We start from the raw sequence: 14,945 nt of genomic DNA, 5'->3' as shown, positions 1-14,945 counted from the left end.
GTCTCTCCCAGCCAGCGACGCCTGGTTCAGACATGTCGCCGATGGGAGCACCTTATATTACAAGGTAGGACAATAAGTTAACCTAAGTTGATTTAAGCGCATTATGATTTGCTTTCGCTGTCGAGCAATTACCATTTCACCGCATTTTTATTCTGTGTCTGAAGCCCTGTCGCTGGACTCGGCTGATGGCAAGTGCGCCCTTACTTAGAGTCGATCACCCAAGTCCGAATACGGCGTCACAACACTCGTCGAAACACGGGTATGACAAACCTTGTCCTGCCCGCTCGATCATCTTGATCACTGAGGAGAAATGGCGGGATCGTATCAAACACGTCTAAGGTAAGATCTTCATCCGCCAGGTCAGCCAGATACTCGATCGCTGTGTCGCGAGAGCCGGCAGTCACCCCGAACAGTTTCCCGTCGGCAGATCGCTTGAGCGTGTAAAAGCGCATGGTGGCATCCTCTGAGATCATACATAGGGCGCAGAGGGTCTGTTCAGTAGGAGGCAACGACGCATCCCCGCATGCGAGCACAGCTGGAACTTGTCTGTCCGTTCCATTATCTTGAACGACATCGCGTCGGCAGGGTGCGTTTTCATGAACAATCAAATGGCGGCGAACAGCTTGGCGCCGAAGTCGGTGAACGGCCGGCAGCGGCCGATGCCCGGCCAGGCGTATCCCTGCGATGTGTTCGCTGTGGCGGCCCGCGTGGGTGTCCGCTTGCCACCGATGACGGAAGCGCGCGCCGACCGCGCGCCCGGCCAGTGCTTTGCCCGAAAGACGCTGAAGTGGATCGGGCAGACACACGGCGAACCGCACCTTGAGCTGGTCCTCCGGCTGATCGTCGAGAGCAAGGGCAACGCGACCGCACTCGAGGCCGACATCATCACGGCCGTGTCGCGCGTCGTGCTGTCGGGGCTTGTCACGGTCGACGGTGCGCTCTTCGATGCGTTCGATCAGCTCGATCTTGGCGAGATCCGCGCTTGGGCGACGGTGGCCGCCCGCGATTGCCCGAAGTCGGCGGCGATCGCCAGCGTCATCCTGTGGCAGCTGGCAAATCCTCGGCAATTGTTGAGAGAGGCGGCCTGAGCCGCCTCGTCTCGCGAGACCTTACGAGAAGAGGTCCACCTTGTTTGCCAGGCGGGCGTAGATGTCGGTGATCTGCTGCAGCGTGGCGTAGCAGGCCCGGTTCTTGCCCATCGTCTGCGGATTGTGATCCGCGATGTTCATGTAGGCCTGCTTCGCAGCGCTGATCATCTCAGCATCGTTGAACATCTTAGGCGTACGGACGATCCAGCGACCCTCGTCATTCTGCGTCACGAATGCAGACATCGCTGCAATGATCGGAAAGATCACGCCGTCCGGCACCTCGATGATCTCGCCGTTATCCCGCTCAATCGAGCGAATGCGGGTGCCGCGGAAACCCTGGTGCGCCTTCCAGCCCTGATAGAGCTCCCACGCGATCGGAGCGAGATCTAGGAAACACTGATAGACCTCACGCGGTCCGTCCTCCACCAGCTTCTGGTAGAGGCGCAGGCAGCGGGTCTTCTGAGCATAAGTGAAAACCTTGTTGCTCGGATCCGCCTGCGCATCCATCTTCCGCAGCATAGGCTCGGGCAGCAGGGCAAAGATGACCTGGATAAGCTTTTCCGTATCCAGAAACTCGCCGTCAGCCGTCAGATCCGTTTCCGACTTGCGCAGCTTGATGCTAGTGTCGACGCGCTGGATAGACGCCTCGAGGTCATCGAGCTGACCGCGCCTGCCGGCAATCGAGATCGCGCGCACATCGTTCTGGAAGTTCCGCGCGATCGAGATTTCCGCGATGAGGTCATCATCATCACAGACGATCAGCTCGTACCGGATGCTCGGCACCATGCCGCCCTGCACCTCTGCAAAGTAGCGCTTCAGTTCACCCTGCGTCTGCGAGCCGTTGATGATGCTGGCATCGGTCAGACGGATGACCTTCTCCTTGTCATCGACGACAGCGCTGCGCGCGACAAGCACGATTCCGCCATTCAGGATGCTAAACTGGTCGGGCTGATCGCGCAGGGTCTTGCGGATGGCTTGATGGACGAGGGTAGGAGTGCGCTTCTGCTTCCCGCGGGCATCCACGAGATACTCGCGAACGTTCTCGTTGTCGTCGAGATCCAGGACAGAGGTGGCGGGGGCATGCCCGGAGTAGACCTTCCGACCTGCGGCGTCATCCTCGGGGGCACTGATGTTGCGACAGCTGTTGTAAGACAGCACAAAGGTGTCGTTCTGCTGTGAAGCAGTCATGGCAGTTCTCCTTGTTACCACCGACCGCCGGTCACGAGCGCGCCCACCAGGGCGACCCAAAGCGAGTCGATGCGGAGAAGCTGGGGCAGGACCTAAAGGAAGTCAAGCATCGGTCGTCCGCTATTCTTGCTCGGCAGCACGTAGTGCTTCAAAAAGCTGACGGCTCTCGGCGTTCAACTCAATGAGTTTCTCAGACGTCAGTTCGCCCGTTTCTATCAGTTGAAGGATCTTCGTCATCCGGATCAGATGGAGGTCGAGCGAACCAGCTGCTCCACCCATATCTTTTATCGCCTCGTGCGCATGCTTCCACTCCGCGAGGGCGAACTGCGCAGCAAGTTCACGGCGGTGACGTCGCTCTTCTCGCGCTCCCTGCATCGCCGTCGTGGCGATCGTTCCGGTGATACCGATCACACCACCGAGTGCAACGGAAGCGAGCGAAACGAGAGTTGGGTCCATACCGTCAAGTTCGCCGTCAACCGCGCAAAGCGCAAGGCTGCCCTTGCTATCAATCCCACCGCAGCGGCTTCCTCATCAGTCAGAGGTAGCCGTGCTTTCGTTGGTAGTCAGCGAATTCGCGCTCGACCTCCTGATCTGCGAGCTGGTCAGCGCTCAGCGGCGACACGACGGCCGTGCCGTCGGTCTTGAGCGTGATCGAAACGCCATGGCTCTTCGCGATCCGAGCGGCTGCTTCAAGCTGTGTGGCGGTTACGCGACGTTCCTTCATGGTGGCACCGTGAATGGAGTCGCCGTCTGCCGCAAGGCATGCCCGTTGGCGGAGGCGCGTCGAGATGGCAACATAGTTGGATGACCGGCGCCCCCATCCCCCACTTCAACGTGTCTGGCTGCCTAGAGGCGATCGAGCTTCCCGGCATCGGCCTCTGCCAGAAGCTCAACAGTCAGCAGTGCAGGCAGGTGAGGGGAACGGCAAGGCACTTCAGGCTCGAACGGCAGTGCGCTCTATCGGTCGGCCTGACGACGCCGCAGTGGAAGAAGCTGCAGCCAGAGCAGTGCGACCTCGTGCGGCGGGCGAGGGCGATGATCACGGATCCTCGCGCAATGGTACCGGGCTGGCCTCCGATAAGTTAGAGGTTATTGGAGGCCAGGACTTTCGCGCAAAACTGCGCGAAAGGCTGACGGTGCCGACACTCTTTCCCCCAAAACTGGGGAGAAGACCAATGCCCCCAAATCTGGGGCGATCGAGGTGCGTCCAAATCTGGACAGACCGAGGTGCGCGCAAATCTGCGCGGTCCTAACCGTGTCAGCTGTTTTGCTTTCGCGGACCAAATAGCCGCGGTCGCTAAATGGTCATCCAATCCAGATTTGGATCGGTCGGCTCAGAAGTGAGCGCACCTATCATCCGGCCATGGTGGCCATATGATCCAGTTCTGAATGATCCGTGCAGATTTGCGCGGATGGACCATACGGCCACCGTGGCCGAATGGTCGACATCACGCCGAACCGTCCGACGGCTGCCCGCTCGCGATCAGTTTGGCAGCTTCTGCAGGATCTGCATGGCGTGTTTGTGAAGAGACGAGCTCAGCCACATTCCCGCGACAAATATTGAAAGGCCCGCAATCAGCCAAACGGGATGCAGCTTGCTGCCAAGAGCGATCATCGGAGCGAATCCCCCGGCACCAGCTGCTACCAAGGCGAGGCCGTTCGCATAGTTAGCCTGAAGCTTGATTGTCTCGCGTTCACGTTCGGTCATGCCGGAACATCACCCATCACGTTCACGCGCGCAAGCTCGCTCCCCCCGAGGGGAGTGCTTGCAATGTTAACGATGTGAGGGCAGGGTGTCCGTGGGCCTAGAAACCCGGACCGAGATAGACCGCAACATCCTTTGGCGAGGATCGCCCTGACGCTTGGCGGCGTTGGGCTGCGGTGACTGAAATTCCAACCAAGTTGGGATTTTGACGGACGCGCTTGGCGGCGCGGCTCCGAACCCGACCTTTATGGCCGGGGGGCGCCGTTCTGTCCAGTGGGGCAACCCATAAAAGCGTCGCGCCAGTCTCTCGGCTGGTTTCTAGCCCCCGGCTGCAGGTCCGCCATCTGCGAGGAAGTGAAGAGGAGGGCCGTCCCACCCTTTCACTTCGCCAGCCCTAGAAAGCTGGTTCGAACCGAGAGAACTGAGATGACCAAACTCTCCCGCCGTGCCGCGCTCGCGGCGATACCCGTTCTTTCCGCCACAGCTGCCTCAGGTCGTGCGCTAGGCGCTTCCGCCACTCTGCCACCATCCGGCGTATCGAAGGCGCTGGCGACGCTTCTGCGCCTCGAAGTTGAGGCCTTCGCTCGATATGAACGGGCAGGGGCTGCTGTCGACCGGCTCGAGCAATCTTCACTCGACCCCAAGCCGATTTCGCTTCTGGGCGTGCCTGTCCCTCGCGTCGACTATGAGAAGTATGCCGCAGCGGGCGGCGAGGCGCTCGACAAGCTGAAGGAAGATGCTTTCGCGGCGATTCTCGAGGCTGAGGCGGCCGTCTACTCGGCGCCGATCATCACGCTTGCCGACGCGCAGGCTAAAGCCCAGCTCGCCATGCAGCGGGAGGATCTGAAGGGCTGCGACAAGTGGGTGGGCGATCTCATCCGCACGCTCGTCGAGGCCGCAGCATGATTCGAATGCTCATCGCGTTCGCGATCACCATCCCGGCGCGGTGGCTGATGGAGGCCATCACCCCGCTGCACCAGGTCAACGGCGAATGGGTATTGTTCCGACCGGGAACAATACTTGCCGGGCGGCGCGCGACCGTCTGCATCGTCCTGTTCAGGATATGCGTCCGCTTGCTGAAGTGGGCCGATCCGGGGTAGGGTGCTGGCAGCAGATCGGTCCCTAGCAAAGACCTCCAGAAGAGCGCGCGCTTGGCATCCAGGCGCGCGCTTTTATTTGCGCGGTCAGCACTCTCTGGGTATGTTCAAGGTCCTTGCGAAGGGCCTGCTCTATCCGGAGTAGCAATCGGATGACGGGGTGTCGGAGACGGCACCCCGTTCTCGTTTTTGGCACCGGAGTTGGCACCGGACGGAAAATTCCCGACTGATCAGGCCTGAACTTTTCTATCACGAGCGATGAAGGCGAACCGCGTAAATGCGCGCTTTTTGATCAGGGCTGGTCAGAAAGGATACGGCCATCGCCAATTTTCAAGACCGGTGCCTTAAACCGCTCGGCCATCCCTCCGGCGTTTTTCGCCTGCTTGGCGGCGGTTCTGGGGAGGGCTTTAGCGCTCGGCGGAGCCTGTCGTCAATGTGGTTGGATTAGGGCAAGCGGAATGTTTCATTTTGACTTGGGCCGAGTTTCTCGAGCGGCCACCCGTCCCACAACACTTATCCACATGCCGGCGACGAGAACGGGATCGGGTGCCCGGACATAAAATTCGCGAGGACTCCGGGCTCGCGCAAGGCGGGTGTCGCAGACTTGTCCCCAGCCAGTGTTTCCGTGGCCATCGCGCGCTCAAACCGCGCGTGACTCCGGTTAAGCTATCGATAAAGATTTAGCGATAGGGACAAAGATTGGAAGCAGGCTCGACAGGCTGCCGGTGTGGCTTAAGGCAGTGAGAGGGGAAGTTCAGCTGATGCGGCAGCGAACAGGTGTCTCAGCGCGCAGCGTTGGAAAAGTGGCAGTATTCGCGGTTTCCGCCGGGCTTCTGGCCTCGTGCAGCGCGACCGCACCCAAGGTCGCCGAGACCAAGAAGAAGCGTTCCAAGGAATATTTCGCCGAAAGCATCTATGGCGTGAAGGCGAGCCCGCGGGTTTCGACCCTGCGCACGAACCTGCCGCGCGGCGGCGGTCGCGACCAGACCGGCCAGCCCTATCAGGTCAAGGGCAAGTGGTATTTTCCGAAGGAAGACAAGGACTACAGGAAAGTCGGCCAGGCCTCCTGGTATGGCGACGCGTTTCACGGCCGCCTGACGGCGAACGGCGAAGTCTATGACATGACGCACCTGACGGCCGCGCATCCGACCATGCCGCTGCCGAGCTACGCCCGTGTCACCAACCTCGCCAACGGCAATTCGGTCATCGTGCGTGTGAACGATCGCGGACCTTACGAGCAGGGGCGGGTCATCGACCTTTCGCACAAGGCGGCCGATCTTCTCGGCTATACGCAGGCCGGCTCGGCCAAGGTCGAGGTCGAATATGTCGGACGTGCTCGCATGGACGGGCAGGACGATCAGTATCTGATGGCTTCCTACCGCCCCGGCGGCCGGGTGCCCGATCCTTCGATGGATGGCTTGCCGAGCGGCGTGATGATCGCCATGAACGGCTCGCAACCGAGCGCACCAAAGGTTCGCCGCGCGCCGATGCCGAAGCCGATGGTACCCACCGATGTCCAGCCGGTCGCGGCATCCATGCCGACGCCGGTCGCTCTTCCAGAGGTCGTCCCCGCCTTCAACAAACCAGAGGCCCCGGTCGCTGCGCCCAAGCGCAAGCCACATCGCGAGCCTGAGGTGAAGCCAGGTTTCGCGCCGCCCGACCAGATCCCGTTTGCGGTGATGTCCTATGCGCCGGCAGGCCAAGCCGATGGCGGCTTGAACGCCTTCGCGAGCTTCGACCGCCCGGCACAGCACGACTACGTCGCAGCCGGCACCTTCCGCTCGAAGCGCGAAGCCGACACTTTGGCCGAACGTCTTGCGGAATTCGGTGAAGCGCGGGTCGAGGTGGCCGGCGGCGCATTCAGCGTCGTCCTTCGGTCGGACGGCCGCTTGGCGGGCAACGATCTTCTTCAGGCGGCATGGGCGAACGGCGCACCGAACGCGATGACAATTCGCTGAAACGACACCGGTCGACATTGCGGGCGGCAATTGCCCGCGCTAAGCCTATCCTTGAAGGGACTACGAGAAGCAGGGGCAGTTCGTGGTCAATCGGCGCGATCTTCTGAAATCCACACTGGCGGCATCGGCCTTGACGGTGCTTGGCACCGGCGTCGCCTCGGCGCAGACGTTCGAGACCCGTGCTGGCCAAGCCTTCATGGTCGATGCGGAGACCGGCACGATCCTGTTTTCCAAGGATGCCGACAAGCTCGTGCCTCCGGCGTCGCTCGCCAAACTGATGACGATGGAAGTCGTCTTCCACAACCTGAAGACCGGCCAGAACGCGCTCGACGACATGTTCCATGTCAGTGAGAATGCATGGCGCACCGGCGGTACGAATTCCGGCGGCTCCACCATGTTCGCCAAGCTGAATTCGCAGATCAGGCTCGAAGACCTGATCCAGGGCGTGGTGATCCAGTCGGCCAATGATGGCTGCATCGTCATCGCGGAAGGCATGGCGGGTTCGGAAGAGAACTTCGCGGCGCTAATGAACGAGCGCGCCCGCGCGATCGGGCTCGAAAAGTCGGTTTTCAAGAACTCCACCGGTCTGCCGGCCGAGGGCCAGCTCGTCACCATGCGTGAGCTGGCACAGCTCGCGATGCATATCTGGCGCGAATATCCGGACCGCTACGGCTACTATTCGCAGCGCGACTTCACATGGAACAAGATCAAGCAGCGCAACCGCAATCCGCTGCTTGCCATGGATATCGGCGCGGACGGCATGAAGACCGGCTTCACCGAGGAATCCGGCTACGCGATTGTCGGCTCGGTCAATCGCGACGGCAAGCGCCTGTTCGTGGCGATGAGCGGCATGGCGAGCGACAAGGAGCGCGCGGTCGAATCGCGCAAGCTCCTCGAATGGGGCCTTCGGGCCTTCCGCAAGCTTCCGGTTTTCGCTGAAGGGGAGATGGTCGGCGAGGCTTCGGTCTATGGCGGCACCAAGTCAACCGTCGCGCTCAAGGCTGGCGGTCCCGTCTCGCTTTTCGTGCCGGTCGCCAACCGCGACAAGCTCGTTGCGCGCATCGAGTATCAGGGGCCCGTCCGGGCGCCGGTCGAGACCGGCGCGCCGATCGGCAAGCTGAGGGTCTGGCTCGGCGACACGTTGAGCCAGGAAACCCCGCTCTTCGCAGCCGAAAGCATCGGCACAGGTACCTTGCAGCAGCGGGCCATGGACGCGGCCGGCGAATTGATGCTCGGTTGGGTTCCCTAAAGTCTGGTGGAGCCTTTCGATTCATCGCATATAGCGCGCATGACGGGCGGGCTCTTCATCACATTCGAAGGCGGCGAGGGGGCGGGTAAATCGACCCAGATCGCCTGGCTTGCCGAGAAGCTGCGGGACAAGCGCTACGGCGTTCTAGTCACGCGTGAGCCGGGCGGCTCAGCTGGAGCGGAAGCGGTGCGACACGTTCTGCTGTCGGGTGCTGCGGAACCCCTGGGAGCAAAGGCCGAAACGCTGCTTTTCGCAGCGGCGCGCATCGATCATCTCGATTCGACGATCCGGCCCGCTCTGCAACGCGGCGAGATCGTGCTTTGTGACCGCTTTGCGGATTCGACCCGCGTCTATCAGGGCACGACCGGCGGCATCGATCTGCGCTTCATCAAGAGTGTCGAGAAACTGGCACTCGACGGCACGCGGCCGGATCTCACGCTCCTGCTCGACATCGACCCGGAAGAAGGCTTGCGTCGCGCCGCGGCTCGTCGAGGCGAGGACGAAGTGGACCGCTTCGAAAAGGAGGCGCTCGACGTCCACCGCAGACGTCGCGAAGCCTTCCTCGCCATCGCTGCCGCGGAACCGGATCGCTGCCGCCTCATCGACGCCTCGCGAAGCCCGGAGGAGGTCGAGAATGCCGTGACGGAGGCGGTCTTTGCGGCACTTGCGGCACGAGCATCGGACTGATGGTTGAGCGACTGGCCCCCGAGCAGCACGACACGCTCGACAATATTCCCGAACCCGCTGAAAATCCGAACCTGTTCGGCCACCACGAAACGATCACGCGGCTGTTGTCGATGCAGACCAGCGGGAGGCTGCCGCATGGCCTGATCCTTTCCGGCCCGACCGGCATCGGCAAGGCGACGCTCGCCTTCCACTTCGCGCGGCATCTTCTCAGCCGGCAGAGTGGAAGCGACCTCGCTACGGTGCCGATCGATGGCGCGATCTTCCGTCAGGTTGCTTCGGGTGCGCACCCGGCCGTGCTGCACCTCACGCGTCCTCTCAGCGAGACGGGCAAGGGCTTCAAGACCGTGCTCTCGGTCAAAGAGATCCGCCGCATCGGCCGCTTCCTGTCGCACACCTCCCACGATGGCGGCTATCGCATGGTGATCGTGGACTCCGTGGACGACATGAACACCGAGGCCGCCAATGCGCTTCTCAAGAACCTCGAAGAACCGCCGAGCCGGACCGTCTTCATCCTGATCGCCCACGCGCGCCGCCCGATCCTGCCGACGCTGCGCTCCCGCTGCCAGGTTTTGAAACTCGACACGCTCGAGGCGGACGATCTCTCCGCAGCACTGCAATCTGCAGGCGCGCCGCTGCCCGACGACCCATCGCCGCGCCAGGCCATCATCGAAGGCGCCAATGGCAGCGTGCGCCAGGCGATCCTGCTGATGCGACATGGCGGCGTCGAAATTGCCGGCGCGCTCGATGCCGCAATCAGAAATGCGCGTCTCGACACGCTTGCCGCCAACCGGCTTGCCGATCAGGTTGCCGCGAAAGGCAAGGAAACGGCCTTCACGCTTCTTCATGATCGCGCCCTCGAAATGCTGACCGAAGGCGCAAGCGAAGCCGCACTGCGAGGCGAACTCGGCAGAGCCGAACGCCTTTCTTCCTCGAGCGAATCCCTTCGTGATGCCTCGCGCGAGGCCATGGCCTATAATCTCGACCGCAAGCAGCAGGCCCTGGACCTCATCAACGCCGTTCACCGCGCTGTGCATGGCGGCTAAGCGCCATCCAAGGTAGTCAGAGGAGGGGTGATAGGCTAAGGCAACGGCACTTCAGTTCCGTTTTGCCAGTAAGCCCAAGCAAGCCTATGTCCGCCGACAAGTTTTTCATCACCACCGCGATTTCCTATCCGAACGGCCGCCCGCATATCGGTCACGCCTATGAGCTGATCGCGACCGATGCGCTGGCGCGCTTCCAGCGGCTCGATGGCAAGGATGTCTTCTTCCTGACCGGCACCGACGAGCACGGCATCAAGATGCTGCAAACGGCACGCAAGGAAGGCATTGAGCCCAAGGAACTCGCGGACCGGAACGCGGCCGAGTTCCTGCGCATGGCGGAGGTGCTGAACGCATCGAACGACGATTTCATTCGCACCACCGAAGCGCGCCACAAGCTTGCCTGCCAGGCCATATGGAAGGCGATGGAAGCCAGTGGGGACATCTACAAAGGCGGTTATGCCGGCTGGTACTCGGTGCGCGACGAGGCCTATTACGGCGAGGACGAAACGGAAGTCCGCGAGGGCGTCCGCTATGGTCCGCAGGGCACGCCGGTCGAATGGGTCGAAGAGGAGAGCTACTTTTTCCGCCTCTCCGCCTATGGCGACCGCCTGCTTGCCTTCTATGGCGAGAACCCGGACTTCATCGGTCCGATCGAGCGCCGCAACGAGATCACGAGCTTCGTGCGTTCGGGCCTCAAGGACCTGTCGGTATCCCGCACCACCTTCGACTGGGGCATTCCGGTGCCGGGTGACGAGAAGCATGTGATGTATGTCTGGGTCGATGCCCTGACCAACTACCTGACCGCGACCGGCTATCCAGACCCGAATGCGCCGCGCGCCGGGTTCTGGCCAGCGAACCTCCATGTAATCGGCAAGGATATTACGCGCTTTCACGCCATCTACTGGCCGGCTTTCCTGATGTCCGCGAACCTTCCACTGCCCGGCCGCGTGTTCGGCCACGGCTTCGTGTTCAATCGCGGAGAGAAGATGTCGAAGTCGGTCGGGAACGTCATCGATCCGTTCTCGCTCGTCGCCCATTACGGTCTCGATCAGGTGCGCTACTTCCTCTTGCGCGAAGTGCCGTTCGGACAGGATGGCTCCTACAGCCACGAAGCGATCGTCAACCGCACCAATGCAGATCTCGCCAACGATCTCGGCAATCTCGCCCAGCGTTCCCTGTCGATGATCGCCAAGAATTGCGGCGGGGTCGTGCCCCAGCACGGCGCGGCTGCGCCGCAGGATGAGGCAATCCTGTTGGCGGCCGTCGAAGCACTCGGTTCCGCGCGCAAGGCCATGGGCGAACAGGCGACGCATCACGCGCTGGCCTCCATCTTCGCGGTCGTCTCCGAGGCCAACCGTTACTTCGCGGGCGAGGAGCCTTGGGCGCTGCGCAAGACCGATCCGGCTCGCATGGAAACCGTGCTCTGGACGACCATCGAGGTCGTACGTCGCGTCGGGATCCTCTGCCAGCCCTTCATGCCGGAGTCATCGGCTAAGCTGCTCGACCTGCTCGCGGTTGATACCGACGCGCGCACTTTCGCTCATGTCGCGGAAGAGCATGCCCTGAAACCCGGAACGCCACTGCCGGCACCGCAAGGCGTGTTCCCGCGCTACGTCGAGGCCGCGCCTGAGGCGTCGCAGTGATCATCGACACCCACTGCCATCTCGACTTCCCCGATTTCGAAGCCGAGCGCGTTGAAGTCGTCGCACGCGCTCGAGCCAGAGGCATCGGGCGCATGATTACGATCTCCACCCGCTTGCGCCGCTTCGACACCATCCGCGCCATCGCCGAAGAGTTCGATGACGTGTTCTGTTCGGTCGGCACGCATCCCAACAACGCGCATGAGGAAACCGACATCACGGCTGAGGATCTCGTCGCACTGAGCGAGCATCCGAAGGTCGTCGCCATCGGCGAGGCCGGGCTCGACTACCATTACGACCGCGCCCCGCACGCCGATCAGCGCGCAAGTCTGCTCGTCCACATCGAAGCGGCGCGCCGCACGCAGCTGCCGCTCGTCATCCACGCCAGGCGGGCGGACGACGACATGGCGAGCATCCTGCGCGACGAAACCGCGAAGGGCGCGTTTCCCTTCGTGCTCCACTGCTTCTCATCGGGCCGCGCTTTGGCCGAGACCGGTGTGGAACTTGGCGGCTACGTCTCGTTTTCCGGGATCCTCACCTTCCGCAACTCGCCCGAGATTAGAGAAATCGCAGCGGCGGTCCCGGAAGATCGTCTGCTGGTCGAAACCGACGCGCCCTATCTCGCGCCCGTCCCGCATCGGGGCCAGACCAACGAGCCGTCTTATGTGGCCGACACACTCGCCGTGCTCGCCTCCACGCGGGGCACTTCGACCGAGCAGATGGCTGCCATCACCACCGAGAATGCGTTCCGGCTCTTCTCGAAGATGAGCCGTCCCTGATGGGTGACAGGCTTCGGCTGACGATCCTCGGCTGCGGCTCGTCGCCCGGCGTGCCTCGCATCACCGGCGACTGGGGCGCCTGTGATCCGGCAGAACCGCGCAACCGCCGCACCCGTGCGGCGGCACTCGTGGAGCGCATCTCGGCCAGCGGGACCACCCGCATCGTGATCGACACCGGTCCTGACTTCCGTCAGCAGATGCTATCCGTTCCGCCGGGCCGGTTGGATGGCGTTGTCTACACGCACGCGCATGCCGACCACATTCACGGCATCGACGACCTGCGTTCCTATGTGCTGGACCAGAAGCACCTCGTGAATGTCTATGCCGACCGGGCGACCCAACTGCGCCTCAACGAAGCGTTCGGCTACTGCTTCCAGACGCCACCGGGCAGCAATTACCCGCCGATCCTGCGCGCTAACCTCATCAAGCATGGCGAACCCTTCGCTATCGAGGGTGAGGGCGGTCCGATCACTTTCGAACCCCTCCCGCAGCACCACGGCGATGCCATCACGCTCGGCATGAGGATTGGCTCGTTCGCCTATTGCCCGGATGTCAGCGGCTTCCCGGATGCGACAGTCGAGCAGTTGCGTGATCTCGATCTGCTCGTCATCGACGCCCTGCAATACCGCACGCATCCGAGTCACTTCTCGCTGGGCCAAGCCCTCGAATGGATCGAGCGCTTGGCGCCGACACGCGCGGTCCTTACGCATATGCACGTGCCACTCGACTACCGAACGGTGCTCGCCGAGACGCCCGCTCACGTGGAGCCGGCCTATGACGGTCTGGTGATCGAGACCGAGATCGCCTGACGACGCCTCAGCGCCGGATCACCAGGATTTCACACGGATCGCCCGCCTTTGCGGCAGGCGCATGCGGCACCCGGATCAGCAAGCAGTCGGCATCCACGAAGAATTTCAGCATGGATGAATCCTGCGTGCCGAACGGCGTCACCAAAAGCGTCTCGCCGTCGCGGCGCAGGCTTGCCCGCACATAGTCCTGGCGCTGGTCATTCCCGCCGATATCGGCAGCGAGCCGCGCCTGCAGGATCAGCGGCTCATGCGTTCGCCCGCCGAGCCGGGCCACCAGCGGCGCCACGAACACATGCGAGCAGATGAGGCTTGCCACCGGATTACCCGGCAAGCCGATGCAACGCGTCTGGCCCACCGTGCCGAACATCAGCGGCTTGCCCGGCCGCATCGCGATCTTCCAGAAGTCCAGCGACAGCCCGGCCTCGGTGAGCGCCTCGTTGACCAGATCATGGTCGCCGACCGAGGCACCACCAACCGTGACGATCAGATCAACGCCCCTGTCTAGCGCTTCCCGAAGGTTCTTCACGATGACAGCCTTGTCGTCCGGCAGGATACCAAGATCGACCACATCCGCACCGGCGTCCTTCAGAATCGCGACGATCCCGAACGTGTTCGACGCCACGATCTGATCCGGCCCCGGCTCCACCCCCGGCGGCACGAGTTCGTCTCCGGTCGCCAGCACGGCAACCAGAGGTCGCCGATAAACGGGCACTTCCGGATGATTACCCGATGCTGCCAAGGCGAGAGCGGCTGCATCGAGCACGCGCCCTTGCGCCAGCAACTCGTCGCCCTTCGTGAAATCGAGCCCCGCGCGGCGGATATGCTTGCCCGCCGCAGCGCTTTCGATCACCTCGATACGGTCACCGTCGAGCCTGCGGACATTCTCCTGAATGGCGATCGTCTCCGCACCTTCGGGCAGCGGCGCGCCGGTGAAGATTCGCACTGCCTCACCGGCACCAAGCTTGCCATGGTATCGCTGCCCTGCCGCAGCCTCGCCGACCAGCGTGAGGAGCGCCGGCACTTCCGCGATATCGCTTGCCCGCACGGCATAACCATCCATCGCTGAAGCATCGAAAGGCGGCTGGGTGCGGCCGGCCTGAAGCGGCTGGCTCAAAACCCGTCCCCGTGCTTCTGCGAGCGGCACCCATTCCTCGTCACGCGGGCCTGCGCGATCGAGAATCCGGCGCATCGCCTCGGCGACGGGGAGCAGCGCCATCAGATCTTACCCGCGCGGAAATCGCCTGACTTTCCGCCGCTCTTCTCGAGCAGCCGTATGTTCTCGACGACCATCCCGCGATCCATCGCCTTTGCCATGTCGTAGATGGTCAGGCATGCAACCGACACCGCTGTCAGCGCCTCCATCTCGACACCCGTCTTGCCCGAGACCCGCGCGAGCGCCGTCACCACGAGCCCCGGTAAAGTGTCATCCGGCTCGATCTCGACCGAAACCTTATCCAGCAGAAGCGGATGGCAGAGCGGGATCAACTCATGCGTCTTCTTCGCGCCCATGATGCCGGCGATACGCGCGATACCGATCACATCGCCCTTCTTGGCGTTGTTGTCGCGAATCGCTCGCAGCGTTTCTCCCGCCATGCGCACGCGGCCCTCGGCCACCGCCGTGCGTCGCGTTGCTCCCTTTTCGCCGACATCGACCATATCGGCCCGGCCATCGGCCGCGACATGGGTGAGTGACTTGCCGACCAAT

At 62.5% G+C, this 14,945-nt stretch carries 17 protein-coding genes; 10 read left to right on the top strand and 7 right to left on the bottom strand.

The genetic code is table 11. From position 1 onward, the window contains the following. Positions 1–236 precede the first annotated feature (236 nt). Positions 237–452, bottom strand: a complete 216-nt coding sequence (locus tag NGM99_RS12585; protein WP_252819423.1) for a hypothetical protein — start codon at positions 450–452, stop codon at positions 237–239. A 144-nt stretch (positions 453–596) separates the two neighbouring features. Here NGM99_RS12585 and NGM99_RS12580 point away from each other — a divergent pair, with 144 nt between their 5' ends. After that, positions 597–1,088 (top strand): hypothetical protein, encoded by a 492-nt coding sequence (locus tag NGM99_RS12580; RefSeq protein ID WP_252819421.1) that lies wholly within the window; start codon positions 597–599, stop codon positions 1,086–1,088. Between the two features lie 21 nt (positions 1,089–1,109). Here NGM99_RS12580 and NGM99_RS12575 read toward each other — a convergent pair whose 3' ends face one another. The 4 genes from NGM99_RS12575 to NGM99_RS12560 all read right to left on the bottom strand — a co-directional run bounded on the left by NGM99_RS12575 (position 1,110) and on the right by NGM99_RS12560 (position 3,984). Then, complete coding sequence (locus tag NGM99_RS12575; RefSeq protein ID WP_252819420.1) at positions 1,110–2,276, bottom strand: AIPR family protein; 1,167 nt, start codon at positions 2,274–2,276, stop codon at positions 1,110–1,112. A gap of 120 nt (positions 2,277–2,396) precedes the next feature. Beyond that, positions 2,397–2,732 carry a hypothetical protein gene (locus tag NGM99_RS12570; protein WP_252819418.1) on the bottom strand — a complete coding sequence of 112 codons (336 nt, stop codon included), beginning with the start codon at positions 2,730–2,732 and terminating at the stop codon, positions 2,397–2,399. Between the two features lie 79 nt (positions 2,733–2,811). Continuing rightward, the gene (locus tag NGM99_RS12565; RefSeq protein ID WP_252819416.1) at positions 2,812–3,000 is read right to left on the bottom strand and encodes a hypothetical protein; all 189 of its coding nucleotides are present in this window, start codon (positions 2,998–3,000) and stop codon (positions 2,812–2,814) included. A gap of 759 nt (positions 3,001–3,759) precedes the next feature. After that, on the bottom strand, positions 3,760–3,984 hold the full coding sequence (locus NGM99_RS12560) for a hypothetical protein (protein WP_252819414.1): 225 nt from the start codon (positions 3,982–3,984) through the stop codon (positions 3,760–3,762). Between the two features lie 423 nt (positions 3,985–4,407). Between NGM99_RS12560 and NGM99_RS12555 the strand changes: the two genes are divergently transcribed. The 9 genes from NGM99_RS12555 to NGM99_RS12515 all read left to right on the top strand — a co-directional run bounded on the left by NGM99_RS12555 (position 4,408) and on the right by NGM99_RS12515 (position 13,240). Next, on the top strand, positions 4,408–4,887 hold the full coding sequence (locus tag NGM99_RS12555) for a hypothetical protein (protein ID WP_252819412.1): 480 nt from the start codon (positions 4,408–4,410) through the stop codon (positions 4,885–4,887). A 5-nt stretch (positions 4,888–4,892) separates the two neighbouring features. Then, positions 4,893–5,081 carry a hypothetical protein gene (locus NGM99_RS12550; protein WP_252819409.1) on the top strand — a complete coding sequence of 63 codons (189 nt, stop codon included), beginning with the start codon at positions 4,893–4,895 and terminating at the stop codon, positions 5,079–5,081. A 758-nt stretch (positions 5,082–5,839) separates the two neighbouring features. Then, positions 5,840–7,036, top strand: a complete 1,197-nt coding sequence (locus NGM99_RS12545) for a septal ring lytic transglycosylase RlpA family protein (RefSeq protein WP_252819407.1) — start codon at positions 5,840–5,842, stop codon at positions 7,034–7,036. Between the two features lie 103 nt (positions 7,037–7,139). Next, positions 7,140–8,285 carry a D-alanyl-D-alanine carboxypeptidase family protein gene (locus NGM99_RS12540; RefSeq protein WP_252820040.1) on the top strand — a complete coding sequence of 382 codons (1,146 nt, stop codon included), beginning with the start codon at positions 7,140–7,142 and terminating at the stop codon, positions 8,283–8,285. Positions 8,286–8,324: 39 nt separating this feature from the next. Next, positions 8,325–8,972 (top strand): dTMP kinase, encoded by a 648-nt coding sequence (gene tmk, locus NGM99_RS12535; RefSeq protein ID WP_252819406.1) that lies wholly within the window; start codon positions 8,325–8,327, stop codon positions 8,970–8,972. Continuing rightward, entirely contained in the window at positions 8,972–10,015 is a 1,044-nt protein-coding gene (locus tag NGM99_RS12530) for a DNA polymerase III subunit delta' (protein WP_353937415.1), read from the top strand. Before tmk ends, NGM99_RS12530 begins: the two co-directional genes overlap by 1 nt. An 86-nt stretch (positions 10,016–10,101) precedes the next feature. After that, entirely contained in the window at positions 10,102–11,655 is a 1,554-nt protein-coding gene (gene metG / locus NGM99_RS12525) for a methionine--tRNA ligase (protein WP_252819402.1), read from the top strand. After that, a complete protein-coding gene (locus NGM99_RS12520) occupies positions 11,652–12,431 on the top strand; it encodes a TatD family hydrolase (RefSeq protein ID WP_252819400.1) in 780 nt (259 codons plus the stop codon). The genes metG and NGM99_RS12520 overlap by 4 nt, the downstream gene beginning before the upstream one ends. After that, a complete protein-coding gene (locus tag NGM99_RS12515) occupies positions 12,431–13,240 on the top strand; it encodes an MBL fold metallo-hydrolase (RefSeq protein ID WP_252819398.1) in 810 nt (269 codons plus the stop codon). Before NGM99_RS12520 ends, NGM99_RS12515 begins: the two co-directional genes overlap by 1 nt. Before the next feature lie 7 nt (positions 13,241–13,247). Here the strand turns inward: NGM99_RS12515 and NGM99_RS12510 are convergent, their stop codons facing one another. Beyond that, positions 13,248–14,456 carry a molybdopterin molybdotransferase MoeA gene (locus tag NGM99_RS12510; protein WP_252819396.1) on the bottom strand — a complete coding sequence of 403 codons (1,209 nt, stop codon included), beginning with the start codon at positions 14,454–14,456 and terminating at the stop codon, positions 13,248–13,250. Further along, positions 14,456–14,944: a cyclic pyranopterin monophosphate synthase MoaC gene (gene moaC, locus NGM99_RS12505; RefSeq protein WP_289852466.1), complete on the bottom strand. Its 489-nt coding sequence runs from the start codon at positions 14,942–14,944 to the stop codon at positions 14,456–14,458. The genes NGM99_RS12510 and moaC overlap by 1 nt, the downstream gene beginning before the upstream one ends. Position 14,945 lies beyond the last annotated feature (1 nt).

The organism is Mesorhizobium liriopis (assembly GCF_024053505.1).
Taxonomy (GTDB): domain Bacteria; phylum Pseudomonadota; class Alphaproteobacteria; order Rhizobiales; family Rhizobiaceae; genus Mesorhizobium_B; species Mesorhizobium_B liriopis.
Note: the sequence above shows the minus strand (reverse complement) of the source record. Positions and strands in the feature narration are given on the sequence as shown.